The organism is Martinezella rhizogenes (assembly GCF_007002745.1).
In the GTDB taxonomy this organism is placed as follows: Bacteria; Pseudomonadota; Alphaproteobacteria; order Rhizobiales; family Rhizobiaceae; genus Agrobacterium; species Agrobacterium cucumeris.
In genome coordinates, this window is the sequence record NZ_SGNY01000001.1 from 1,052,621 (window position 1) to 1,073,016 (window position 20,396).

Sequence of the window (20,396 nt, forward strand, 5' to 3'; positions counted from 1 at the left end):
TCAGTTGTCGGATTCGGGCGGGCCGGACACTTCGCCGCCGCGCCGCACTTCGGTGTGTTTGTGTTTTTCGCCGATGTAGACGCCCTCGTGTTCCAAGGTGCCGCCGCGCATCCGAACGTTGCCGATCAGCTCGATGCCGTCAGGCCCAAGCTCGATGCGGCCCTTGCCGGCCGTGATGACGGCGGTATCGGAGGATTTCGAAGGCGCGGCGTGGTCCCGGTCATAGGAGCCGCGCATTGCGATCGAGCCGGCTCCGATCGTGCCGGAGGGCGAGAGCATCATCATCTGCTCGCCCACGGCCGGTTCGCCGTGGATCGAAAGGCTGCCGACGCCGGCTTCCTGCCAACGCAGCCACGGCGACAGAACGTCATCGCCCTTGCTGGACGTGCCGAGCTTCAAGCGAAGGCGGCGCTTTTCGGAATCCTTCTCCGCGACTTTTCCATAAAGCACCGTCTGTGCCAGACGACGCTCTGCGGCTTCGGTGCGGGCGGCCTGCCGGCGCAGCTCCAGTTCGACCGGATCACGCATTGTCCGGCTCCTCTTTCGCCGGAATGAAAGGCCGCATGGCTTCGATCGTCGCGTCACTGGCGAACTTGATCCAGTTGTCCTCTTCGCTGTACGCGCCGGCGTCTGTCGGGAAAGCCGTCTCGCCGAGGTCGACCACGATCTGAGTCCAGGTCACGGTGTAATAGGCCACACCCTGCGAAGCATCACGAACCGTAAAGAGCGGCTTCAGCTCGGGTTGAGGCGTGGTCTCTGGCGGCAGAATGCCCGTCAGGCCCCACATCGCGGTGTCATCGTCGCCGAGGATTTGCAGGAGGCGTGCGCCGATCGCGAGCGCCAGTGCCTCTTTTTCCACGCGTCTGCCGTCGATCGCCTTCGCCTCAGCGACGATATATGCGGTCCACTCGACGGAAAGGCTGAAGGAGCCGTCGACAATCGCGATCTCGCGAATGCGGCTCCAGCCGATACCGACGCCGGGAGCGGAAACGACGCTCTTGGCTATCAGCTCGGAAATATCGACCTTTCCCGGATGGCGCACAACGGCAACGCCGGGCAGCAGTGCCTGCAGCCGGGCAACAATCGCCGACTGCAGGGGCAACAGCCGGTCATCCAGAAGGAGCGCGGAAAGCGGTTTCGGCTCGATCATTGCAGCAGCCCTCCGAAATGATCAGTGACGACATCGAGCAGCTCACGCCGGTTTTCTTCCGAAAGGCCGGCAAACGGGCGGGCCGGGATTTCGACTTCCTTGGCAAAGACAGCTTGGCCACCGATTTGGAAGGCCAGACGATCGGCGTTCTTCGGGACGATCGTCATACCGTCCTGATGAACGTGGGCGTATTCCCACGTCGACCCCCACTCGGCTTCCTCGGCCGAGGCGGTCCACACCAGCGACGACAGCAAATGCTGGCCCGTTGCCACAAGGATCGGCGTGCCGGCATGGTTCGGTTTCCATGGCGTGCCGTCCGGCGTTGTCTTCTCCTCGGCAATACGCCGGCGCGTCTGGTTTTCGCCAACCGCGCCGATCGCGCTCATGAGTTCGGAGGCTTCGAAGTCGAAGAGCGGCCGTAGCTTCCGCTCGGCCGTCTCTAGATCGGACACATCCAGAACAATCGAGATCCCGCTCATATCCGGCCGAGCCTTTCACGCGTGAACATGCGCTCCGGAGCTTCCAGAATAACTTCGTTCTGCCCGACATCGCCGCCGGCGCTGCCATTATCGCCACCACCGGAAATCGTGGTGGTCAACGCGCCCTTGCCGGCGGCGATCGCTTCTAGGCGTTTGATCGCCGCGTTGTAGCGTTCCTTGATGTTCTCGGACGAGCGGGAGAAGGCAAGCGCGATGCGGTAGAATGCGATGTCCATGGTGTAGAGGCGCAGCGCATCGAGCGAGTTCTGGTCGAGGGCGGACAGTTCGGCCGGAGAGTATCGAGCAGCCAGAATGGCGCGGACTTCGATAGAGGCGTCGGCCAGACCCTTTTCGATGCGGTCATCATCGCGAATGCCGGTCTGCTCGTCTGCTGCGACAAGCGTCAGTTCGTTCGGGAAACGTGCCTCAAGGTCGGCAAGAGTGGCATAGGCGATCATGGATATGGTCCTCAAGAATTTGCCGCTGTTTTCCGGAGGCACTCTCACCACCGGTGGGCTTCGGGTTTCCCCTCGCGGCGCTCCCACCCCGTATCTGGATGCGGAGGGCAGACTTGAACCGCCAACCTTCAGGTTATGAGCCTGATGACCTACCGTTGGTCCACTCCGCGGAAGTCTTATTCGTCGTCGCTGACCTCGATCATGCGGCTGTCGAGCTTGAGCTTCGGATCAGCGCGCAGGCTTTCGAGAACGGCTTTTCGCTCTTCATCGGTCGCGCCGAGCTGGTCATAGGTGAGGTCGACCGGCTCGGGGCCGAACGCAAAACCGGCACGGCGGCGGGGACCGCCCGGAGCCGAAACGATCAGCAAAGGCTCGACCGTGACGAAATCCGTGTCATCCGAGGTGACGGTGGCTCCTTCACTCGCAGGAGCGGCAGCCTCGGCAATTTTCTGGATGACCTGATCAGGTTCTGCGCCGGCGGCAACAGCCGCCTTGATGTTCTCGATCGTCTTGTTGAGGTGCTCATCGCGCTCCGCCTCGGGTAGAGCGTTCCAAGCATCCACCGTTAGGCCGGATGCCTGATGAGCAACCACCACCACTGCGCCGAGCTGGAGGGACTTGCCCTCGGCGACCTCGATCAGTGCCGGCAACGTGTTCGAACCGTTGAGGACTTCGGGGGCGACCGGCTTTGCGACCGGTCTGGCTGTGGTCCGCTTGGACATTCGCTTCTCCTTTGGGTTTTCGGGAAAACGGCACGCATGCCGCTTGCCGGAAAACCCGGCGGCCGGGAGGTTGGCCGCCGGGATCGCGCAGATGCCAGGACTAATCTAGCAGCGGCGCTTCCATGATCTGGACAAGGTTGCGGTCGGTGTTGGTCGAGCCGTCGATCTTTTCGGACATGAGGATGTCGCGGGCTTTGAAGAAATTGCCGTTGCCCGTGATCAGGTGCGTCGGACGAACACCGAGCTTGCGGCCTTCATCATCCGTGAATTCCTTCATGGCGGTGAAGGCGGCGCGGAGGTTGGCTGCGCTCAGCTCTGCCTTGGAGCCATAAGCCATCTGCCAGAAGCCGAAGCCGGCGGAAACGCGGGCGTCCGTACCGTAGAGATACTCGTCCCGCATGAAGACGTGGTCGGATGTCTTGCCGTCTTCCTTGGCAACGAAAGAATAGTCACGGCGCTTCTGGAAAATGAACGGCTTCAGCGGTCGGCTCATGTCGGCGAGAATCCATGTCTCGCCCGTGCCTGCCTGCATGTTGGAGACGCTGACCTGTGCTCCCTGAGGGCCGACAGGATGGTCAGCGTCAAAGAAGTTCTGGCCATCGTAGCATTCGGTGTTGAAGGCGGCGTTGATCAGCTCGAACAGGACTTCGTCCGGATGCGTCGAGGCAGACTGCCCGAGCATCTCGAAGCGCGGCGCATAGAGGCCGAGTTTGTCATCTTCGATGTCGTCGCGGGAAACGCCGATCGTTGATTCAAATTTGCGGTTCTTGATCGTGTAGCCCTTCGAAGAGAGCGACTTGATCTGACGATCGCCGATCCATTCCCGAAGCTTCGGAATGTCGCCGAGCCAGCCGTATGTTTCCTCGCCGGCGGTCGAGGTCACGACCGTGGCAAGCAGGGTGTACATCGCGGTGTAACCTGCGAAGCCCTTCTGGAAGGAGGTCTTGAAGCCGCGCTGTGCTGCGGCAAGAAGTTCGGGCGTTATGACGCGTGTCATTGAAAACGGTCCTGAGATTGGAGTTGTTAGAAGCCGACGCGGACGAAAATCTGCCCGCCTTCGATATGCATGATCTTGCCGGCGGCCGATCGCGTTCCGGCACCATCGGTCTTGGCGACCGTCTGGTCATCCACGACATAGGCCGTCTTGTTGATGTCACCGGCGGTAATGGCGTCGGCAGAATGGTTGGCGAAACCGAAGGTGCCGCGCCGGAACGGAACCTTTTCAGCGCCGTCAGCACCGGCGTTTTTTACCGTCTTCTCGGAAACCCCGAGAATGGTGAGGTTGGCCGCGACCTTGCCCGGCACTGCGAGGCCGTTTTCGGTGACGACCAGAGCGCCCTGCAGAATGGTGGTTGCGCCCTTGACGGGCGCGGTGGAGCGGAGGCCTTCGGTCTCTGCCGGCTGACGGGCCTGCGACATTGCGGTCATTGCGGTTCTCCTTCGGGGGAAATTTTGGTCAGGCGGCGGTCAGGCCGTTCGCCTTGCGATATTCGTCCTCAGACAGGCCGAGCTGCTTCATGACGTCTCGGTCCTCGGCGGTCAGGGTGGCGGTGGCATCGTCGGCGCGGCGCTGGTCAAGGTTGGAGGCAGCAAGGCCGACGCCGAGAGTTTCAATGAGCTTTTTCACCTGCTCAAAACCTTCGGGCGATGTGGCGAGGGCCTCGTAGCTTTCGCGCTGTGCCGGCGTGATCTTCTTCGCCTTCAGCGCGCCTTCGAGCAGCGTGTCGACCTTTTCCTTATGAACAGCCTTCTTGCCGTCCTCGATCTCGGTCGACAGCGTCTTGATCCTGTCGAGCGCTTCCTGATGCACGGCGGGATCGATGCGGGTTTTCAGGGTGGTGATCGCCGAGAGGCAGGAAGCCTCGGAGGCGTCTTCATTGAGGCCAAGGGCGGCGGCGAGTGCTTTCAGCATGTTCGTTTCCGTTTGAGTTGTTGTCGTGAGGGTTGCCGACGCGACGGCCGGCATTGATGCGGCGGGGGCAGCGACAAGCGCCGCCGAGTGAAGCCATGTGGCCTTGCCGTTATCGTCGGCCTTGAATGTGGGAGAGACATACCGGTGGGTGCGCGCACCAAGAACGCGGATGCCTTCCTCCAGCCACTCGACCTTACCGAACAGACCGTCCGGGCGCGCTTCGAGCTTGTTGATCCAGCCGATCGCGGGCGCGGCATCACCGAAAATGGCCTTCTTGACGGTAGCGTGATCGATATCGATCGGGAGATCGACGGCATCCGCTTCGAAGCGCGACACCAGCAATTCCGGATCGATTGTGAAAACGCGACCGTCGCGGGCGTTCAGCTTTCCTCGCGGCGCGAGCTTTATCCACTCAGGTCCCCGCTTGGTCTCGGAAGACGCGGCGGACGGATCAGCGGCATAGGCATCAAGCACGGCGATACCCGTCATCGCATCGGCGGCATTTGGGGTCGCTTCAGGAGCAAGGCAGGAAAGGAAGAGGTCGGGGCGCTGTGTCATCATGACGGCCAATCTAGCCATCAATTCCACGCACTCGGGCTGACACCTGTCAGCACGGCAAAATCAGTTCTTTTGGGGGGATGTCCGCATCTAATCCTCTTGGGGGGCGAGGATCAAGAGCAACGTCAAAATTGAAGCACGATTAAAGGCCGTGGGCGCGAATTTTAACCGTGGATGAAAGAAGGGGCGTGAAACCCCTTCACGCGCGTCTGTGGCCGTTTTATCGTGTCGGTCATCGCAACATGGGGAAATGGGTAATGAGGCAGGTTCTGGCGCTGGCAATCGTGGCCGCAATGAGCAGTTTCGCATATGCAGCCGACTGGCCTCCTGCGACGGATTATCTGAACGGCCTTGAAGACTGCAGCGCCAGCAAGCAGCCCGGCAGCTGCCAGTATTCTCGCGATGTGTGGGTGAAGGAATACGGCGAGGCGGTTAAGGGCGAATACCAAGGGCAGCGCAACGTAGCTTACTGCCTCTCCACGGGGTGTCACGGCGCGATCCGGGTAAACAAAATGCTCGGATGCGCATGGAGATTTGTTATCCTCGAAAGCGGACACCTCTCGGCTGACAGCAGCGATACTAGCAATCTGGAATATTATTGCGGCCCCGAGAACGTCGACAAGGCCGAGCGGCGTGCTGCTGAAGCGCAATCCCGCCGGATGCTGAAAATGCTCGGTATATGATTGCGCCAGCGATCCCATAAGCTTATATTTACAAAAGCGCGGCAGAGAAGTCCGTAGCCCTAGATGGCCCTTGGAGGGAGCCGGGTAAAGCCCCGGAATCGGTCCCTCCCTGCCGCGCTTCATTCCCACGGCCATTTGAAGCCTGCCCGTTCCACCTGCCTTCTTGCCTCCCTCTCGTCTTTCTGATGCAGCGAGTTCGCCCGCATGTAGCCGTTCTGGCTGATTGAAACAAAAGAGCGCCAGACCGACTTTCCTGCACGCCAGAAGATCGAGCGCGTGTTTTCCTTGCCGCGCAGGTCGGGCAGGATTTCCCCCGAAGACAATAAGTCTGGAAGGGTCGCAAAATCCTCCACAGGCATCTTGTGGCGCTCGATGCGCTCGGCGATCGCCTCACTGGTGATGGATATGACGGGCGACTTCGCGCCGAGCTGCTCCGCCAGAGCCGGGTTATGTCCTGCTGGCAACCAGACCTTTTGCGGCAACCGTGGTGCAATCTGCAGATAAGGATCGCTCCAAAGCTCCTTCAGGACGCGGGTGGCGTCACCATGATCCGCCTCGGCAAGCTTCGCCTCGAAATTCTGGATCAGCGTTTCGGTGCGAGCAAGACCGGGATTGGTCGCCCATCCGGCATCAATGCCCGCCGGCACCATCGAGATCTCGCCAGTCCGGCGGTTGCGATACGCAACATCAGGTCCGAGTTCCGGCAGCTCGTCCGTGTACCAGATGGAAATGTCGTTACCGTCCTCGTCTTTGCCAATGACGCGCTTTGTACCGATGAGTGTTTTCGCCTCACGATCAGAAATCATGCGCACCTGGCACTTGCACATCCACCCGTTGGGCGGCCAGTGCGTGCGCCAGAATGGATGGTCGATCGGCAGGATCAGCCCGACCCATGCGAGATGCTCCGGCCGGGGATCGGCAGAGGTGGTGCGGACATAGAGAACATAGGGCAGCACCCGTTTGGACCGCTGCGCCCGTTCCCACTGGCCGGCTGCTCTGGCGGAGTTCATGTTCGACCAGAAGATGGTTTTCAGACGCCGGTCGCTGGCGAAGTTCACCATGCGATCGGGATCGATGCCCTCCGGATCGGAGATCATGCGCGGTCCCCACCATCCGAGCTTCACCAGTTCCTTCTGGATATCGAGCTTCCAGTTCTCATAACCCCGGCCGGTTGTCATGGCGTGCGAAACGGTCGAGCGGAACGCATTGAGCACGTCCAGCTCGACGGCCTTGGCAACTGTGAACTTGTAAGCGTGCTCCTCGGCCCACACATCCAGCCACGAAAACGCCGGCGCATTGGTCTTTCCGTCAAAGTACCTTACGACGCCGGCCGGCGGTGTGAGGGCTTTCCTGATCTCGGCCATGCCGGTCAGTCCGCGATATCGCCGATACCGCGAGCGATCGCGGTCAGCCGGCCGAGGCGTTCTGCCAATTTCGTTGCATCAGGGCGCTGCGTTTGAAGCAGCTTTAAAGCCTCTTCAAAGCTGCCGGCCGTCTCAACGATCGCGGCGATGGGCTGCATGATCGGATCAACCATCTGCTGCCAATCGTCCATGGCGTCTATGAAGAGTTTGTCGAGCTGCTCAAGCGCGTCCGGTTCTCCGGCCTCGGCCGCCGCCAGCGCCTCACATGCTCCACAATGGCAGGCGCGACGATGATCAGAGACGATGGCCGATAGCGCAGCCACCTTGGACTTGACGTCTTCTTCCTCGGCCGTCTTTTTCGCATCCTTGACCGCCTCGGTTTTTGGAGCGGCTTTCGGTTCCGGTTTTGCCTCTCCGGTCGATGTTGCCAACGCCGCCGGCGGCGTCAGAAGTTCGTCACCGTCCTGCGGATCGGAGAGGCCGACCTTTTCGCGGATCTCGGCCTGCTTCACTCTCAAGCCGAGTGGCACCAGAGTTCCGAGCGCTTCCGACAAGGCTTTGACATCCTCGGGATCGGGAACAGGCAACTGAAGAAACGGATACCTTTCCTGCGGCCCAAAGTTCAGGTCCACGAACGGCTTGATAAGATCGCGGTTGATCGTGATGGCAAGCTGCCGGCAGTCAGCGCGCAACAGCTCCAGACGGACCTCGTTATGGATTTTGGCCTGCCCGAGCGAGGAGCCGTCATCGGATGTCATGGTCTGGCCGACGACAAGCTTCGAAATCTGCTTGTCGACATATTCAAGCAGGCCACCGAACACAGCCGAGCCGTTGCTGCCGTTCACCTCATGAAACTCGATATCCATGCCGGCCGGGATAATGGCGGCGGCGTCATTGGCGATCGAGGCAACGGCCTTCAGGAGTGTGCGCTTGTCCGCGCCGCTGGCACCGGCATTGTATTTGCCGACGCGCAGAGGCATGCCGTAGACTTCGGAGAAGGCCGCCCAGTCCTGCAGGCCGAACTGCTGGATGAGATAAGCCCACGCCGCAGGTCGGGCCATGCCACGGCGAAGTGGTAGGCCGAGACGGGTGCGAGGAATGTGGCGGATGAACTTTGCCTGCGGCAGCTCCTCGCCCTCGATCGAGCCGTCGACGGCAAGCCGAAGGTTCCGGAGCGACAGCCGGTCCATCTGAAAGAAGCGGGCATCACGATCGAGATAGGCAACCGGGCGCAAGGCTTTGCGCTCGTATTCCCACATCATCTCGCACACCGCATAGGATTTATTGATCGCGTCCGGCAGGTGGCCACGCGCTTCAAGGAAGCCGTCATCATTGATCAGTTCCTCGATCGCTTCAACGATCTTGGCGGGAGCGCCGTTTGCCTCGATCGTCGGGTCGACACTTTCGATCGCCAGCCGGCGTGTCTGGAGCTGAGACGCATAGTGCAGATAGCGCTCCTCCATTTCTTCGGCGAGTGTCAGATAGGAGCGAGCGTTGCCCTCGGCCGCATCGCGCAGGATCGTACCGAGGCGCTCAGGCGTGAGGCCCGTGGCCACGCGTTCCTCATGCGTCCGGCGGACACCGGCAACCGTGGGCGTTGCGATCTCTTCCGACAACGTCTTGAGAACGATCGGGCGGCCGTCAGGGCCGAGTATGGATGATGTGCGGGTGGTCACCAGTGCTGCCTTCCGTAATGGCCGTCTTCGTCATCGTCATCGACGCTGTCTTCGTTCAGTGCGCTCGCCGCCATGTAGGCGTATTCGAACCACTGCTGGCGGCTGGCGTAGTGGGCGAGAGCAAGCGCCACGGCAAAGTCGCCGTGGCGCTTCTTGTTGGTCTCACCCGTGCGGGCGTCGGGAATTTTTGGGATGCCCCTGATGACCTTGACCAGCCGGATGTCGCCGAGGTGCTCATCATCCTTGACCAGCTCCAGCATGCCATCTTCTTCAAAGGCCGCCTTGAGAGGTGGCATGTGAAGCCGGTACCAGTCCGAATTACTGGTGAACTTGATCGGGTCGATCAGTCCGCCACCGCCTTCGGGGTCCCGGAAACCGAATATGCGGCCCATGTCCTCGGCGACCGTCCAACCCATGCCGGTGGCGTCGAAGGCAGCGCCAACAAGCCTCGGCGCTGACTTCAAGATCATACCGGTGATCAGCTTCTGCTCATCACCTGGCACATTGCGCATCTCGACCGTGAGGGCGCTGCGCCGGCAGAGCAGCTTGTCGATCGACAACAGCTTGGCAACGGACAAGTCGGCCACGCGGCCGAAGTCGAAACCGAAAGCATGCTGCCGGTCCCGCCGCAGATTTTGCAGCGCTGCTGTGAGCTGAAGGAGACACGGTGCCATAAGAGTGGCGCGCTGCAGGCGGGAGAGCTGCAGATAGTTTGCGGGCAGCTCCAGCCGAATGATTGGAGCATCTTCCGGCTTCAGCGTCATGCGCGCTTCGATCAGGGGCGCGGGTAACCATGTGCCGCTGCCCTGCGTCGGGATGCAGAAAAGCTCCTCATCCGCGCCGTCACCATAAAACTTGATGATGTTCTGGCGCCAGTCGGCTTCCGCCTCGGCAGACCATTCCTTGCCGGTGACCAGACAAATACGCTCATAAAGTCCCTCGTTCAGCGCATCGTCAAAATCGATGCGGAGGTGCTTGTATGGTTTTCGCCCGGCGAGGATGTCCTGAATCTGTTCGTTGAAATGGTTATCGACGCCGTTATGGGTCGAGCAGACCACAACCTGACCGCCCCACATGAGGAAGGCGAGTGCTGCCTTGAGCAGCTCTTTAAGGTTATCAACGAACGCGGCCTCATCGATCATGACCACGCCCTGCTTGCCGCGCAGGGAGCGCGGAGCAGACGAAAGGCCGATGATCTCAAAGCCGGAAGCGAACTTGATCCGGAATGCCTGTATCGAACGCTGGCCTTCGTCGTCGCTATCGTCAAAGACCGTTTCTTCGATCTCGCCGGCAAGCTGATTAAAGGCTCGCGCCCACATTGCGCAGGCGTCGATAAATTCGCGGGTCATCTCCTGCGAATAGGAGATGTACATCACGTCCATGCCGCCGGCGGCTTTGGTGCGGGCGGCCTTCAGGACCGCATAGGACGCAAATCCCCACGTCAGACCGATACGGCGGCTTTTCTCGACAAACAGCACTTCGCAGCCGGCGCTCTCAAGCAGCCCAACCGTGCGCTGCTGATAAGGCAAGAGCGCCTTGCGGCGCTCGATGCGATCCAGCACGGCGTCCGTAGACAGACGCCGGGCCTTGATCCATTCCTCTTTCGAGATAGGCCCGCTCATTTCGTCACTCCAAGGAATTGATCGAGAATTTCGCGCGCGCCCTGTTCGGTGATGCCTTTGCTCTTCACGACAGCGGAAATTGCCTGCTTTGCCCGCTCGGCAAGATCAGCCTCGACCTTCTGGCGACGGGCGGTCGAAACGCCCTGTGCTCGCGATGCAGAAAACAGGGCATCGGCAAGCGCCTTCGCGCCCTTCGGATCGAACCCGGCCTCGCCACCGGCCGTCACCAGTTCGAACACGAGCGTCTTGATCGCCTCGGAAGCGATCAGGGTGAGATCGTCGGAGGCGGCGGCATCGAACTTGCCGGCGAGCGTGGTGGCAATCTCCCGCGTCTGGTTGAGGCGCTGCGTCAGCGTCGCAAGCCGGATCGAATACCGGTTGAAAGCCGAAAACGAGGGGATGGTGAAATCCAGCTCGCCGCGATATTCGCGATGCACGCCCTCAAGCTTGCTGACGAAATCCTGATAGATTTCCGTCTGCGTTCTTTCACGCTTCTGCAGCTCCTCGGCCGCCCATGCGACGGCGTCGGCGCAGGCGTCGGGCAGCAGCTCGATTCCGGACAGGCGGCCACGTCCCATCATCACACCGCCGGCGAAGGACGCTTCACGCCTTCGAGGATGGCCCGGCGCTCGACGTGATCGATACCGAGGCGGGTGATTTCAGCGATGAGAACGGTTCCGGCTTCGGTGTTGCGGACAGCACCGATGTCCGCCAGATAGCGAAGCTGCTGGCGAATCCATTCCCGCGATCGGCGATGGGCGAAGGTTTCGAGCACCGTTGAAAGGATGCTCTCGTTAAGGCGGCCATCAGGCTGGTCGTTCAAAGCCCGCAAAATGACGAGGCGAGCATCAACGGTAAGATGCTGGTTATAGTCGCTCATGCTGCCGCATTACCTTTCAGTAAAAAGTCCTCGACGCGATTGACGGTGCGCGCCACGCCGATCTGGCTTTCCTCCATCCGCCCGATTTTGCCGCTCAGTTCCGAGATCGACAGACGCATTTCCATGACGGCTTTCGCGTCGGGCAGATGCTTCATGTCGCTTTCGAGAGCTTGCGTTCGCTGGCCGAGAGCGGTGATTGCCGCCATCATCGTCTTCTTTTCTTCAGCGTCCTGCCGGCGGAACTCGGCCAGATCGCTGGCGGTCTTCTTCGCGCCGGAAGTCAGCCACAGCCAAATGGTCGCTCCGACCGAAATCACGAGCGACACCAGCCCGAGCCAAGACCTTAGGTTTTCCATGTCCATCACCGGTACCTTTGTTTCTGTTCGTGTTTGGTCTGGCACCGGATGCACCGGGTGGCGGACGGAAGGGCGAGACGGCGCTCGCGGGGAATGTCGTTCGGGCAGTCTTCGCACTGGATGGTGCCGACGCTGCGCAATGAGAGGGAGGCAGCGGCGATGCCTGCCTCCCGTTCCTGCTCGGCCCGCATGTCGGCCTGTTCGAAAGCAGCATTTCCACCGAAGTTCATGGGGTGCGCTTCCAAGTCTTGACCGCTTCCACCGCCTGCTTTCCGAACTCCTTCAGCGTATGGCCGCCCATGTAGAGGGAGATGAACCAGCCGGTCAGCGTCATCAGCGTGGTGTTGTCGATCGGCTCGATATGAATGCCGAAGACGCGCAGAACCGGGAAAAGCAGGAAGGCGCAAATCCACAGAAACGCAAGCAGATACATCCAGCCCCAGCGCCAAGCGCTCTGCCAGAAGCCCTCGGCCTGCTCGGCCTGGAGAAGTGCAAACTGCCCCTGAAGGCCCTTTTCATAGAGGGCGATCAACTCCGGCATATTGGCATTGACCTCACTGACGGCATTGCCGAGTTCCGCCCCATCGACGGACGGCAAGGCTTCCGGCTCGACACCGAGACGCTCGGCAACCTGATCGACCACGGTACCAGCGAGCGTCCCGGCAAGCCCGCCGACATGCTTCTCCAGCACGCCCTTGATGATGGGAGCGCCAACTTTCGTGGCGGCCGCGATGAGAATGGAGGTGATGGCTGCGCTCATGTCAGAAGCTCCGCAGCCAGCTCGCAAGACGCGGGGCCTTGTCGGCAACGCGAACGGCGATGATGTCACGGTACTGGTAAGCCTGCCATGCGAGATAGGCGACCGCGAGAACGGCAATGCCGCCGCCCACCCATGAAGCGAGATGATCGGGAACAGCGGAGGTCGGATCGACCGGCGCTGGCGTGGTCACCGTGCTGACGACCTGATCGCCAGCCGCGACGGTGGTGCTGGCAGCGGTCGTTACCGTGCCAGTCTTTGCCTTGCGGCGGGCGTCCAGTTCGCGCTGCAGGGTGGACAGCGTGGCTCGGCCGATCCTGCCATCAATGGTGAGGTCATAGGCCTTCTGGAACGTCTCGACTGCCGATCGCAGGATTTTGCCAGTGGCGAGGCCAGCATCAAAGCCGATGCTGGTGAAAGCCTTCCTGATGTCCTCGATTTCCGAGGGCGTTACCGACACCACAAAGACCGCAAACCGCGTGGTCTCGGAAGTGGGCGTCAGTCCGACGACATTGATGTCGGCAGGATACTTTCCGAGCAGCAGGATGTCGGCCTCTTCGGCACGGCGGCGCTCAAGGCCGCGTAGTACCTTACCGCCGGCCTTCTTCCAGAGGCCGAGCCGCTGGCGCGTTTCGGCAGGTTTTCCGGCAAGGTACGATTTCACCCAAGATGCCTTGAGGATCGCGCCCGTGTTCCAGTCGAAAGACACGCCGGCGTCGATCGCCTGTTCGCTGGCGCTTGCGCCGAGAGCCTTGACCACACGGGGCATGTAGTTTCGATCGACGGCAAGATCGAAAAGCCGATCGTTCTCCGCCTCGGTAATGACCATGCCGGCTTTCGGCACGATAACACCGGAGTCGGCGGTCAGGCCGGCACCGATCGTCCATTTGCCGACAGCATCACGATAGGCCTTTCTGACAACACCTTCGCGGGTGTAGATATATCTCCGCCCTCGCGGGCTGACGTTTCGAGGCATGAAAAAAGCTCCAGACGCGGATTGCGAACTGGAGCGACTATGCGTTTTTCAGGATGAGCGCCGGGGCTGACAGGCGTCAGGCCCAAGTTAGAAGAGACTATCTTGGCCGTCATCTTCCTCTGCTTTCATGCGCCAAATCGTCCTTTCATGCAAGCCCGCAAGGCGTGCGGCCTCTCTGGCGCTCTTGCCTTCAGCCAGCGCCTGACGCGCTTTTCGGCGGGCATTCCTCATCACAGAAACAGGTCCAAGGGGAACGACCTCTTTGCTGATGCCCTTTAAACGGCCTTCAGCGTCGAGGGTTGCGAGGCCACGGCAAATCTTATCGGCCGTTTCGAGGCCGACCAGCGTCGTCAGCCAGTGATCCGGTTCGGCGCGGGGCGGAATAGAGACGCGGGTGCCGCCATGGCTTTGTGCGATCTCAAGGGCGACGGTTGCGCCGGCGATATCGGCGATGTCGCCAAGGATGCCCGGAAGCGTGCTCATGTCGAGTCACCGCCTTTGTTTCTCAGGTCGCGGGAATGCCACTCGCGATGCAAGACTGTCGTTACGGTGTTACCCTGAAGCACAAGCTTGACGCCTTCGACCGTAACGCCGCTCGCACCGGCCTTGACGCCGTTGGTCACAAGTGCTGCGATGTGCTTCCGGAAATGAAGCACATCCAGACCGTGCGCCCGCTCCAGATACCGAATGAGCGCATGATCGGTTACGATGATCTCCAAGGATGGCGCTGCACTGTCATCGGCCATGATTGATCCTGTTCGAAATTCTCAGTTGTTCTTCGGTCAGCGCTTTGAGCCGCACTTCCAGCTCGATACGTTTGTGTGAAAATCGCGGGAGCTTGGCAGCGCGTGCCGCCAGTTCGTCCCGCTTTGCCTGCAGAACGTCTATCTCCCGCTGCTCCGGCCAGCCGAAGAGCGGCATGACGGTCATGGGAGAGACGTCCCGGTTCATGGCGTCGGTGCCTCCGGTTGCCAGCGGATCAGAACGCCGGTGAACTTCGAGACGCCCGGATGGTTTTTCATCCAGAACCGGCCCATCGTCTCCCGTGCTGTCCGGCCGTAGAGCTTGGCCGGATAGCTGTTGCCGAGCAGCTCGGGCGCGAAGCCGTCGCGGCGGGCGAATGCCTCGACCTCGGTCCTGTGCAGATGCACGCCAGCGATGACGATGCTGGCGATCAGCTCATTGATGAGGTCGCTCACCACGATCTCGATCGGAACGACATGCGTGCAGACCGGATCGGCAATGATCTTGCGGCAATACTTGGTGCGCATGGCCTCGTAGAGCTGGACGCGCTCACCCGGCCGGGCATGGCGGGCGCGGTCACCGCGCACCGTCTGCCGCTTGTGGCCGCTCTCGATATGGCCGCTGAAGAAGGGTTTGAAACCGTAGGCGACCATCACGCGCTCGCCTTTGTCTTTGGTGCACGGCGGCCGCGAATAAGCTTGCCGTAGTAATCCATGACCGTGATCCATTCTTTGTCGGTCACGTTCCTATAGGTGATGTCCTGATCGAGAATGCCGGTCACTGAAGGCCAGAAACCGTCACAGAGCATGGATTTCAGCATGGCGTGCTGCGCGATCGCGATCTTGTAACCGTAACGCATGGTGTACGCTTCGCAGGGCTTGCGATCGCCCCACACAACGCCGGCCTCGCGGGCGATCCAGCTTTTCAGGGCTTCGACAACCGCCCTGGCATCGTCGGCGTTGTTGACCCACCGGCCGCTGTCGAGACCGGTCTGGCGCTTGACGAACGCCTCCAGCGCCCGGTCTTCGCGGTCCTCGACTATACCGAGATTGTAGGCTGCGATCCACAGCGACTGCATCTTCGGCGCATAGCGGCCGTCGAGGCGACGGCGACCATTGCGGCGCACGGCCACCGGCTTGTAGCCGAGGCGGCGCAGTTCCTTCATGACGGCGTCTTGCTGCGGCGGCGTCATCAGGGAAAGGCGAGATTGCCCTGTAACGCGAGAGTAAATCTCGCGCTGGGCGTCTTCCTCAGTGATACCGAGCTGGCGGAAACCGCCGAAAATTGCACGTTGAATGCTCATGCTGCTTCTCCAAATTTTCCGGTTTCATCACCCCATGCGGTCCAACCCTTGCGGTTAGTCCGGCTGAAAAGCTCAAGCCGCCGGGCGTTCGGCATCAGCTTTTCGGCCTGCCGATAGCCTTCCTCGGGCTTGCGGGAGTGGCCACGGACCACGCCCCGGAATGAGGAGCGAACAGACTTCGTGGTTTTCGGCTCGCCGCGTTTGCCGATCAGGTAAGGTTCGTTGGATGTGCGTAAGACGTAGCCCGGCCCGAACGCCTGTTTCCCGTTCTTCGTGATCTTCTCCCACGAACCCGCCGAGACAAAATTAAAGCCCCACGCGAGCAGAACCTCATAGGCCTGAAAGACCATAGGATTGGTTGCCCAAAGCCATAGGAGGCAATTTTCCGAGGCAAGATCGAGAACTGGCATGGCTTTGATCTGATCGAGCGACATGCAGTTGTAATGAGCCTGCGCGGACTTGCCTTCGCCCTTCTCCGACCGAAGCTTATATAGCCACGGCGGGTCGGCCATGATGAGGTCGAAGGAGAATGGCGGGAGGTCACCAAACGGCCAGAGTTCGGGAAACAGTCTCACTGGATCGACCCTCCGCCGTAAGCGCGGTCGCCGTTCTCGCGGGCATAGTCGACAGTATTCAGAATGGTGTTCGCCCAAAACTGTGCGTTGCCAACAGGATCGTCCGACTGGCTGACCGCATGCGAAATGATGGACACCATGGCGGTCAGAACATTGTCGGCGCTGTGGGGCTGAATGACCGCGATGATTTTAAGCGCGATCGCCACCTGCTCATCTGAAAGGGGGTGATTTTGGATTTCGGTCATCGATCGGCTCCCATGAGATCGCAAATGACAAGAAGAAGGATGAAGCTCGCAAACAGGAGCACCGTCATTGCCGCGCTCCTCCGATAATGATCGTCTCGACAGGCGCCATCGGCCGCGTGGCGGCTTGAGCGAGCGCGAGGGATACTGCGCGATCGAGCTGGTCACGGAACATTTTGCGGTGACGGCGATCGGATATTGAGGCCAGAACCTCCGCGATGTTGGTGGCAAGCGCGCCGCCAACCGCATTCAGGATCGGGACATCGAACTGTTCACCGGTCTCGATGATCGCCTTGTGGATCGCATCGGCGAGTATCTGCGACTGGCGGGCTTCCTCAGCCTTTGCCTTGGCAATAGCGTCATTCATGATCGTCACCGTGATAGCTGATCTGTTTCATGGGAGCCGGAAGCGCCAACAGGGGCGCATCCGTCTTCTTGGAAGGGGCTTTGCGAGGCGTTTTCGCTGCCTTCTGTTCGGCCTCGATCTCATCGAGCTGGTTGAGAATGCTGGCCATCTGGTAGCGATCGGCCGTCTCGATCTCGATCTTGATCGTGGACTTTCCGCCCTTGCTGGCGGCGGAAAAGGATTTCACGGTTGCGTCGGAGAAGTAGATGCTGGTCACGCCGTACCGCCTTTCGCCGGCGTCAGACTACGCGACACCATGGCCTCGATGTCGGTAAGCGGCACGCTGGCACCTGCAACACTGGTGAGTTCTGCGACGAACCACATCCGGACGTCGTCATCGAGCGCCGCCAGCAGCGCTTTCTCCGGGTTGGCGATGACGAGGCTTTTCAGGTGCATCTCAAGCATGACAAGCTTCGTGTCAGCGATTGCCGCCGCTGTTGAACCGTCTTGTTCCAAAGGAACTAGCGCGGCAACCGCCCGATAGCCTGCAGCATTGTTCAGCACCATGACGATGTTGGCGCAAAGCAGCGCCACGGTATTGTCAGGCATAGAGCCGGAGGAATCGATAGTGAGAAGCTCATCACCATCCGCATCCAACAGTACTCCCATATCTCGCTGGGAGCATGTCAGGGGGAACGAAACTCCTAATTCGGACATGGCCTGAATGAATGCTTCCGGCGTGACTGGATTTTCTACGCGAATGTTTTCCACCACTCCGCCCTCACGCCTTCGCCAGATCGATGGTGATGGCCTGCCAGTCGGCCTCAAGACTGTCGCGCTTGTAGAAGCGGACATACTCCTTGGAGCCTGTCACGCGGATGGCGTCACGGATGGCTTCCATGGCCTTCTTCCAGCGAGTGTCCTCGATCTCCAGCTTGAGCAGCATGAACACGTCCGCACGGTTCACCTGACCTTCCTTTTCGGTATTGAATGCGCGGGTGACGATGGACTGGATTTCCGGACGGCTGTCGGCGCTCCATTCCGTCAGGCACTCATCAATGAGCGTCTTGGCGACCTGTAGTTCCGGGCCGAAAGTGATGAGGTCGGAAACCTGCACCTGAATTTTCATCAGGCCGTCATAGGTCTGATAAGTGCGATTGCCCTTCTTGCCGCCGATCGTGACGTTGTACTTTTCGCCGAGCAGCGCATCCAGCGCGGAAAGGTCCGCTGCAGTATGACCACGGAACCGGGAGAGCTGCGCGTTCAGATTAAGGGCAAACTCGATGCACTTGCGCACCGTCTGGTCTTCAAGCTTGTACTGATCCTTGACGTTGCCGATCGGATCGAGGCCGCCCTTGGCGTTGTGCATGAACTCGCGACCATTGATGATCGTGACGCCGGGCTTGCTGGTTTCTTCCAAGATAACGGACTGCATGTAAATTTCCTCGTTGTTCGAACTGGATTAAAGGGCGCTCAAACGCCCTTTGAAGGCGGCTTCAGGAGCTGTGCGGAGAGCGCGGGAACGGCACAACGTTGGTGCCAGGGCGCATCAGGTGCAGGATCGTCGCGCTTGCCGGAGGGACGAGCTTGTTCAACTCGGCGCTGTTCAAGAGCTGCATGTCGTTGAGCTGCGTTTCCATGGCGACGGCCATCTCGGCATAACCGTCGAGACGCTTCACGAGCAGCTCGACCTCTTCGCTGGACATGACAACGCCGCCATGCCGGTGTTCGGCAATCCTGTTGCGGGTGTCGCGCAAACGATCGGAAAGGTAATCAAAACGCTTCACTGTTCGTCTCCTTTATGCGGCTGTGAGGGCAATTATTCCGGCAGGCCTGATGCATGCGGACGGCGTTGGCGCTGGCGGTGCTGAAGGGGCGGCGCTGCCAACCGAGGCAGACATCCCGGCCGATCTCCTGCAGGACCGGGCAGCGCACGGTCTCGGACATGAGAGCGCCGCGCACGAGCTGCTCGATGCGACCGACATCGCCGGGATAGCTGTTCGAAAGGAGCTGGCTGACAGTCGAACCGGCGTAGCCGATGCGTTTGCCGACCAGCGTCTGGTTTTCGGCGTTGCAGGCCTCCGCCAGAGCGATAATCCATTCCGGGGGCTGCTCGCCCCATGCGGCGCGGGCCTTTTCCAGATTGTCGGGCTTGGGCTTCGTCGGGGTCATGCTTCGACCTCGACAGTCTCCGGCTCGCCGAAAATCTTCTCGGCGTTCGGGTCATAGATGCACTCGGTTTTGAGGAGCTTCGGCGCGATCGGGCCGGTGTTGCGAACAAGCCGCCAGATCGTTGGCTCCGAGCGGGTTCCCTTCTGCAGAACGGTCAGGTACCCGGCCCGGAGCAGGCAGGAAATATAAAGCCGGGCCGACCGCTGCGCGACCGTTAGCGAATCCGTCGAGGCATGCACCGAAATGTCGATGAGCTTGAAACCATTCCTGAAGAATGGCGAGCGCATGGCATTCCAGAGCGCCTGCCGAGCCGTCATCGGATCGGCGATCAATGTACCGTCCCGCTTGAATACCGGCGTGGCCGACTGTCGAGCCACGATGCGGAACAAGGCCATGCCACGCGGGTTCTGGTCACCGGTGCGGCTGATGAGTTCAGCCTTTTCGCACATGGAGAGGAAGGTCGAGATTTGCTCCCGGCCGCGATTGTTGGAAAGGCCGAAGATATCGTCCACGCTGAAGGGCTGGTTGCGCATGTCGGCGTCCATCATCAGCTTCCAGTAATGATCCTGACCGGTCAGCACGCGCTGGCCCTTGGCGACGGAAATCTTGAGAGCGATCGGAGTAACCCGCATTATGCTGCCTCCCTTCTGGTGGGAAGGCGCGAGCGGGAAAACAGGCCGTTGCCGCCCTCGTAGGAAACAACGTCGATCGAGCTGACGCCCATCCTCGCTGCCGCCTCGGCAATGTTATGCAGGGAGTTGCCGACGCGCCGGACGCGGCCTTCGCCTTCGACGCACGCCTTGTGCAGCAGGTCATCCGCTATCATCAGTTTAGGATAGAACGTTCTGGCCAGTGCACGAGCATCGTCCAGATCGCAGGGATTGGCGTATTTGGTATCCAGAACCAAATCGCGGAATCGGTCACCGACATGTTCCAGCTTCTGCGGGAACAGCTCCTCACCGATTAGCATCACCGGCACGCCGCTGGCTTTGGCAATGCCGCGCACCAGCTCGATCAGGTTCTTTTTGATAAGCAGGTCGCTCTCATCGATGATGAGCGGGCGGCGCGGGTCGCGGCAAAGAAGGCCAATGACCTCGTCTTCCATGTCGGACAGCGTGCCGCGTGGCTGGTAAACGCCGAGTTCGGAAAGGATCGAGCGCAGCAACTTGGCGCGGGTCCATGTGTCCCGCACTTCGACGTAGGCAGCGCCCGTCTTGTTCTGGCAATAGAGCGCCGCTACGCTTTTGCCATAACCGGAGTAACCGGCGAGAACGCCGAGGTTGGGTTGCAGGGGATGGCGGTTCTGCAGCGACCGGACAAGAGTGAGCGCCGTAGTGACGTTCTTGATCGGAGCTGTGTCGCCATTGACTTTCATCGGTTGTGTCGTCATTTTGATCCTCGTAATTATTGCAATGCAGAGG

At 60.5% G+C, this 20,396-nt stretch carries 33 protein-coding genes and 1 tRNA gene; 2 read left to right on the forward strand and 32 right to left on the reverse strand.

The genetic code is table 11. From position 1 onward, the window contains the following. The 9 genes from EXN68_RS05230 to EXN68_RS05270 form a co-directional block, all read right to left on the reverse strand. Positions 1-528: a phage baseplate assembly protein V gene (locus EXN68_RS05230; RefSeq protein WP_142839873.1), complete on the reverse strand. Its 528-nt coding sequence runs from the start codon at positions 526-528 to the stop codon at positions 1-3. Continuing rightward, on the reverse strand, positions 521-1,150 hold the full coding sequence (locus tag EXN68_RS05235; RefSeq protein ID WP_142839874.1) for a hypothetical protein: 630 nt from the start codon (positions 1,148-1,150) through the stop codon (positions 521-523). The genes EXN68_RS05230 and EXN68_RS05235 overlap by 8 nt, the downstream gene beginning before the upstream one ends. Next, the gene (locus EXN68_RS05240; RefSeq protein WP_142839875.1) at positions 1,147-1,629 is read right to left on the reverse strand and encodes a phage virion morphogenesis protein; all 483 of its coding nucleotides are present in this window, start codon (positions 1,627-1,629) and stop codon (positions 1,147-1,149) included. The genes EXN68_RS05235 and EXN68_RS05240 overlap by 4 nt, the downstream gene beginning before the upstream one ends. Further along, positions 1,626-2,087, reverse strand: a complete 462-nt coding sequence (locus EXN68_RS05245; RefSeq protein WP_125146867.1) for a gp436 family protein — start codon at positions 2,085-2,087, stop codon at positions 1,626-1,628. Before EXN68_RS05245 ends, EXN68_RS05240 begins: the two co-directional genes overlap by 4 nt. A 95-nt stretch (positions 2,088-2,182) precedes the next feature. Continuing rightward, a tRNA-Met gene (locus tag EXN68_RS05250) sits at positions 2,183-2,257 on the reverse strand. 6 nt (positions 2,258-2,263) lie between these two features. Beyond that, on the reverse strand, positions 2,264-2,809 hold the full coding sequence (locus EXN68_RS05255) for a hypothetical protein (RefSeq protein ID WP_142839876.1): 546 nt from the start codon (positions 2,807-2,809) through the stop codon (positions 2,264-2,266). Positions 2,810-2,909: 100 nt separating this feature from the next. Next, positions 2,910-3,806, reverse strand: a complete 897-nt coding sequence (locus tag EXN68_RS05260; protein WP_142839877.1) for a Mu-like prophage major head subunit gpT family protein — start codon at positions 3,804-3,806, stop codon at positions 2,910-2,912. A gap of 26 nt (positions 3,807-3,832) precedes the next feature. Continuing rightward, positions 3,833-4,237 (reverse strand): hypothetical protein, encoded by a 405-nt coding sequence (locus tag EXN68_RS05265; protein ID WP_142839878.1) that lies wholly within the window; start codon positions 4,235-4,237, stop codon positions 3,833-3,835. 28 nt (positions 4,238-4,265) lie between these two features. After that, positions 4,266-5,282 carry a phage protease gene (locus tag EXN68_RS05270; RefSeq protein ID WP_161991201.1) on the reverse strand — a complete coding sequence of 339 codons (1,017 nt, stop codon included), beginning with the start codon at positions 5,280-5,282 and terminating at the stop codon, positions 4,266-4,268. A gap of 254 nt (positions 5,283-5,536) precedes the next feature. On the opposite strand from EXN68_RS05270, the gene EXN68_RS05275 reads away from it, so the two are divergent. After that, positions 5,537-5,962 (forward strand): hypothetical protein, encoded by a 426-nt coding sequence (locus tag EXN68_RS05275; protein ID WP_142839880.1) that lies wholly within the window; start codon positions 5,537-5,539, stop codon positions 5,960-5,962. 119 nt (positions 5,963-6,081) lie between these two features. Here the strand turns inward: EXN68_RS05275 and EXN68_RS05280 are convergent, their stop codons facing one another. From EXN68_RS05280 to EXN68_RS05325, 10 genes are all read right to left on the reverse strand, one after another. Further along, positions 6,082-7,326 carry a phage head morphogenesis protein gene (locus EXN68_RS05280; protein ID WP_142839881.1) on the reverse strand — a complete coding sequence of 415 codons (1,245 nt, stop codon included), beginning with the start codon at positions 7,324-7,326 and terminating at the stop codon, positions 6,082-6,084. A 5-nt stretch (positions 7,327-7,331) separates the two neighbouring features. Then, entirely contained in the window at positions 7,332-9,002 is a 1,671-nt protein-coding gene (locus EXN68_RS05285; protein ID WP_142839882.1) for a DUF935 domain-containing protein, read from the reverse strand. Next, complete coding sequence (locus EXN68_RS05290) at positions 8,999-10,624, reverse strand: terminase large subunit domain-containing protein (RefSeq protein WP_142839883.1); 1,626 nt, start codon at positions 10,622-10,624, stop codon at positions 8,999-9,001. Before EXN68_RS05290 ends, EXN68_RS05285 begins: the two co-directional genes overlap by 4 nt. Beyond that, positions 10,621-11,202 (reverse strand): DUF3486 family protein, encoded by a 582-nt coding sequence (locus tag EXN68_RS05295; protein ID WP_035243576.1) that lies wholly within the window; start codon positions 11,200-11,202, stop codon positions 10,621-10,623. The genes EXN68_RS05290 and EXN68_RS05295 overlap by 4 nt, the downstream gene beginning before the upstream one ends. Positions 11,203-11,204: 2 nt before the next feature. Continuing rightward, the gene (locus EXN68_RS05300) at positions 11,205-11,504 is read right to left on the reverse strand and encodes a VpaChn25_0724 family phage protein (protein ID WP_003500855.1); all 300 of its coding nucleotides are present in this window, start codon (positions 11,502-11,504) and stop codon (positions 11,205-11,207) included. Beyond that, complete coding sequence (locus tag EXN68_RS05305; protein WP_237681356.1) at positions 11,501-11,866, reverse strand: hypothetical protein; 366 nt, start codon at positions 11,864-11,866, stop codon at positions 11,501-11,503. The genes EXN68_RS05300 and EXN68_RS05305 overlap by 4 nt, the downstream gene beginning before the upstream one ends. Then, complete coding sequence (locus EXN68_RS05310; protein ID WP_003500859.1) at positions 11,866-12,090, reverse strand: TraR/DksA C4-type zinc finger protein; 225 nt, start codon at positions 12,088-12,090, stop codon at positions 11,866-11,868. The genes EXN68_RS05305 and EXN68_RS05310 overlap by 1 nt, the downstream gene beginning before the upstream one ends. Next, the gene (locus EXN68_RS05315; RefSeq protein WP_142839884.1) at positions 12,087-12,620 is read right to left on the reverse strand and encodes a hypothetical protein; all 534 of its coding nucleotides are present in this window, start codon (positions 12,618-12,620) and stop codon (positions 12,087-12,089) included. Before EXN68_RS05315 ends, EXN68_RS05310 begins: the two co-directional genes overlap by 4 nt. A gap of 1 nt (position 12,621) precedes the next feature. After that, positions 12,622-13,593 carry a glycoside hydrolase family protein gene (locus EXN68_RS05320; RefSeq protein ID WP_142839885.1) on the reverse strand — a complete coding sequence of 324 codons (972 nt, stop codon included), beginning with the start codon at positions 13,591-13,593 and terminating at the stop codon, positions 12,622-12,624. 87 nt (positions 13,594-13,680) lie between these two features. Next, positions 13,681-14,076, reverse strand: coding sequence for a hypothetical protein (locus EXN68_RS05325; protein WP_142839886.1), 396 nt, complete (start codon positions 14,074-14,076; stop codon positions 13,681-13,683). 47 nt (positions 14,077-14,123) lie between these two features. Between EXN68_RS05325 and EXN68_RS27370 the strand changes: the two genes are divergently transcribed. Continuing rightward, entirely contained in the window at positions 14,124-14,345 is a 222-nt protein-coding gene (locus EXN68_RS27370) for a hypothetical protein (protein ID WP_161991202.1), read from the forward strand. Here EXN68_RS27370 and EXN68_RS05335 read toward each other — a convergent pair. The 13 genes from EXN68_RS05335 to EXN68_RS05395 form a co-directional block, all read right to left on the reverse strand. Continuing rightward, complete coding sequence (locus tag EXN68_RS05335; protein WP_035243578.1) at positions 14,329-14,544, reverse strand: hypothetical protein; 216 nt, start codon at positions 14,542-14,544, stop codon at positions 14,329-14,331. The genes EXN68_RS27370 and EXN68_RS05335 overlap by 17 nt on opposite strands. Continuing rightward, positions 14,541-14,990: an ASCH domain-containing protein gene (locus tag EXN68_RS05340; RefSeq protein WP_142839887.1), complete on the reverse strand. Its 450-nt coding sequence runs from the start codon at positions 14,988-14,990 to the stop codon at positions 14,541-14,543. Before EXN68_RS05340 ends, EXN68_RS05335 begins: the two co-directional genes overlap by 4 nt. Beyond that, entirely contained in the window at positions 14,990-15,640 is a 651-nt protein-coding gene (locus EXN68_RS05345) for a regulatory protein GemA (RefSeq protein WP_142839888.1), read from the reverse strand. The genes EXN68_RS05340 and EXN68_RS05345 overlap by 1 nt, the downstream gene beginning before the upstream one ends. Beyond that, positions 15,637-16,215, reverse strand: coding sequence for an MT-A70 family methyltransferase (locus tag EXN68_RS05350; RefSeq protein WP_142839889.1), 579 nt, complete (start codon positions 16,213-16,215; stop codon positions 15,637-15,639). The genes EXN68_RS05345 and EXN68_RS05350 overlap by 4 nt, the downstream gene beginning before the upstream one ends. Further along, positions 16,212-16,460: a hypothetical protein gene (locus tag EXN68_RS05355; protein ID WP_142839890.1), complete on the reverse strand. Its 249-nt coding sequence runs from the start codon at positions 16,458-16,460 to the stop codon at positions 16,212-16,214. Before EXN68_RS05355 ends, EXN68_RS05350 begins: the two co-directional genes overlap by 4 nt. A 64-nt stretch (positions 16,461-16,524) precedes the next feature. After that, entirely contained in the window at positions 16,525-16,824 is a 300-nt protein-coding gene (locus EXN68_RS05360) for a hypothetical protein (protein ID WP_142839891.1), read from the reverse strand. Further along, complete coding sequence (locus tag EXN68_RS05365; protein WP_142839892.1) at positions 16,817-17,080, reverse strand: hypothetical protein; 264 nt, start codon at positions 17,078-17,080, stop codon at positions 16,817-16,819. The genes EXN68_RS05360 and EXN68_RS05365 overlap by 8 nt, the downstream gene beginning before the upstream one ends. After that, the gene (locus tag EXN68_RS05370) at positions 17,077-17,577 is read right to left on the reverse strand and encodes a hypothetical protein (RefSeq protein ID WP_142839893.1); all 501 of its coding nucleotides are present in this window, start codon (positions 17,575-17,577) and stop codon (positions 17,077-17,079) included. Before EXN68_RS05370 ends, EXN68_RS05365 begins: the two co-directional genes overlap by 4 nt. A gap of 7 nt (positions 17,578-17,584) precedes the next feature. Continuing rightward, positions 17,585-18,238 (reverse strand): DUF3164 family protein, encoded by a 654-nt coding sequence (locus tag EXN68_RS05375; RefSeq protein ID WP_080823293.1) that lies wholly within the window; start codon positions 18,236-18,238, stop codon positions 17,585-17,587. A gap of 61 nt (positions 18,239-18,299) precedes the next feature. Further along, complete coding sequence (locus tag EXN68_RS05380) at positions 18,300-18,590, reverse strand: hypothetical protein (RefSeq protein ID WP_003500882.1); 291 nt, start codon at positions 18,588-18,590, stop codon at positions 18,300-18,302. Then, complete coding sequence (locus tag EXN68_RS05385) at positions 18,577-18,975, reverse strand: hypothetical protein (protein ID WP_003500883.1); 399 nt, start codon at positions 18,973-18,975, stop codon at positions 18,577-18,579. The genes EXN68_RS05380 and EXN68_RS05385 overlap by 14 nt, the downstream gene beginning before the upstream one ends. Further along, positions 18,972-19,607 carry a hypothetical protein gene (locus EXN68_RS05390; protein ID WP_142839894.1) on the reverse strand — a complete coding sequence of 212 codons (636 nt, stop codon included), beginning with the start codon at positions 19,605-19,607 and terminating at the stop codon, positions 18,972-18,974. Before EXN68_RS05390 ends, EXN68_RS05385 begins: the two co-directional genes overlap by 4 nt. Further along, entirely contained in the window at positions 19,607-20,365 is a 759-nt protein-coding gene (locus EXN68_RS05395; RefSeq protein WP_112154162.1) for an AAA family ATPase, read from the reverse strand. Before EXN68_RS05395 ends, EXN68_RS05390 begins: the two co-directional genes overlap by 1 nt. Positions 20,366-20,396 lie beyond the last annotated feature (31 nt).

Excerpts from the sequence above, each read along its gene's own strand:
- EXN68_RS05245 (WP_125146867.1), bottom strand. The coding sequence starts at position 2,087 with ATGATCGCCTATGCCACTCTTGCCGACCTTGAGGCACGTTTCCCGAAC.
- EXN68_RS05335 (WP_035243578.1), bottom strand. The coding sequence starts at position 14,544 with ATGAACCGGGACGTCTCTCCCATGACCGTCATGCCGCTCTTCGGCTGG.
- EXN68_RS05345 (WP_142839888.1), bottom strand. The coding sequence starts at position 15,640 with ATGAGCATTCAACGTGCAATTTTCGGCGGTTTCCGCCAGCTCGGTATC.
- EXN68_RS05305 (WP_237681356.1), bottom strand. The coding sequence starts at position 11,866 with ATGGACATGGAAAACCTAAGGTCTTGGCTCGGGCTGGTGTCGCTCGTG.
- EXN68_RS05395 (WP_112154162.1), bottom strand. The coding sequence starts at position 20,365 with ATGACGACACAACCGATGAAAGTCAATGGCGACACAGCTCCGATCAAG.
- EXN68_RS05310 (WP_003500859.1), bottom strand. The coding sequence starts at position 12,090 with ATGAACTTCGGTGGAAATGCTGCTTTCGAACAGGCCGACATGCGGGCC.
- EXN68_RS05355 (WP_142839890.1), bottom strand. The coding sequence starts at position 16,460 with ATGACCGAAATCCAAAATCACCCCCTTTCAGATGAGCAGGTGGCGATC.
- EXN68_RS05270 (WP_161991201.1), bottom strand. The coding sequence starts at position 5,282 with ATGATGACACAGCGCCCCGACCTCTTCCTTTCCTGCCTTGCTCCTGAA.
- EXN68_RS05255 (WP_142839876.1), bottom strand. The coding sequence starts at position 2,809 with ATGTCCAAGCGGACCACAGCCAGACCGGTCGCAAAGCCGGTCGCCCCC.
- EXN68_RS05360 (WP_142839891.1), bottom strand. The coding sequence starts at position 16,824 with ATGAATGACGCTATTGCCAAGGCAAAGGCTGAGGAAGCCCGCCAGTCG.
- EXN68_RS05385 (WP_003500883.1), bottom strand. The coding sequence starts at position 18,975 with ATGACCCCGACGAAGCCCAAGCCCGACAATCTGGAAAAGGCCCGCGCC.
- EXN68_RS05325 (WP_142839886.1), bottom strand. The coding sequence starts at position 14,076 with ATGAGCACGCTTCCGGGCATCCTTGGCGACATCGCCGATATCGCCGGC.
- EXN68_RS27370 (WP_161991202.1), top strand. The coding sequence starts at position 14,124 with ATGCAAGACTGTCGTTACGGTGTTACCCTGAAGCACAAGCTTGACGCC.
- EXN68_RS05340 (WP_142839887.1), bottom strand. The coding sequence starts at position 14,990 with ATGGTCGCCTACGGTTTCAAACCCTTCTTCAGCGGCCATATCGAGAGC.
- EXN68_RS05290 (WP_142839883.1), bottom strand. The coding sequence starts at position 10,624 with ATGAGCGGGCCTATCTCGAAAGAGGAATGGATCAAGGCCCGGCGTCTG.
- EXN68_RS05230 (WP_142839873.1), bottom strand. The coding sequence starts at position 528 with ATGCGTGATCCGGTCGAACTGGAGCTGCGCCGGCAGGCCGCCCGCACC.
- EXN68_RS05260 (WP_142839877.1), bottom strand. The coding sequence starts at position 3,806 with ATGACACGCGTCATAACGCCCGAACTTCTTGCCGCAGCACAGCGCGGC.
- EXN68_RS05275 (WP_142839880.1), top strand. The coding sequence starts at position 5,537 with ATGAGGCAGGTTCTGGCGCTGGCAATCGTGGCCGCAATGAGCAGTTTC.
- EXN68_RS05240 (WP_142839875.1), bottom strand. The coding sequence starts at position 1,629 with ATGAGCGGGATCTCGATTGTTCTGGATGTGTCCGATCTAGAGACGGCC.
- EXN68_RS05320 (WP_142839885.1), bottom strand. The coding sequence starts at position 13,593 with ATGCCTCGAAACGTCAGCCCGCGAGGGCGGAGATATATCTACACCCGC.
- EXN68_RS05375 (WP_080823293.1), bottom strand. The coding sequence starts at position 18,238 with ATGCAGTCCGTTATCTTGGAAGAAACCAGCAAGCCCGGCGTCACGATC.
- EXN68_RS05280 (WP_142839881.1), bottom strand. The coding sequence starts at position 7,326 with ATGGCCGAGATCAGGAAAGCCCTCACACCGCCGGCCGGCGTCGTAAGG.
- EXN68_RS05390 (WP_142839894.1), bottom strand. The coding sequence starts at position 19,607 with ATGCGGGTTACTCCGATCGCTCTCAAGATTTCCGTCGCCAAGGGCCAG.
- EXN68_RS05235 (WP_142839874.1), bottom strand. The coding sequence starts at position 1,150 with ATGATCGAGCCGAAACCGCTTTCCGCGCTCCTTCTGGATGACCGGCTG.
- EXN68_RS05265 (WP_142839878.1), bottom strand. The coding sequence starts at position 4,237 with ATGACCGCAATGTCGCAGGCCCGTCAGCCGGCAGAGACCGAAGGCCTC.
- EXN68_RS05295 (WP_035243576.1), bottom strand. The coding sequence starts at position 11,202 with ATGGGACGTGGCCGCCTGTCCGGAATCGAGCTGCTGCCCGACGCCTGC.
- EXN68_RS05315 (WP_142839884.1), bottom strand. The coding sequence starts at position 12,620 with ATGAGCGCAGCCATCACCTCCATTCTCATCGCGGCCGCCACGAAAGTT.
- EXN68_RS05300 (WP_003500855.1), bottom strand. The coding sequence starts at position 11,504 with ATGAGCGACTATAACCAGCATCTTACCGTTGATGCTCGCCTCGTCATT.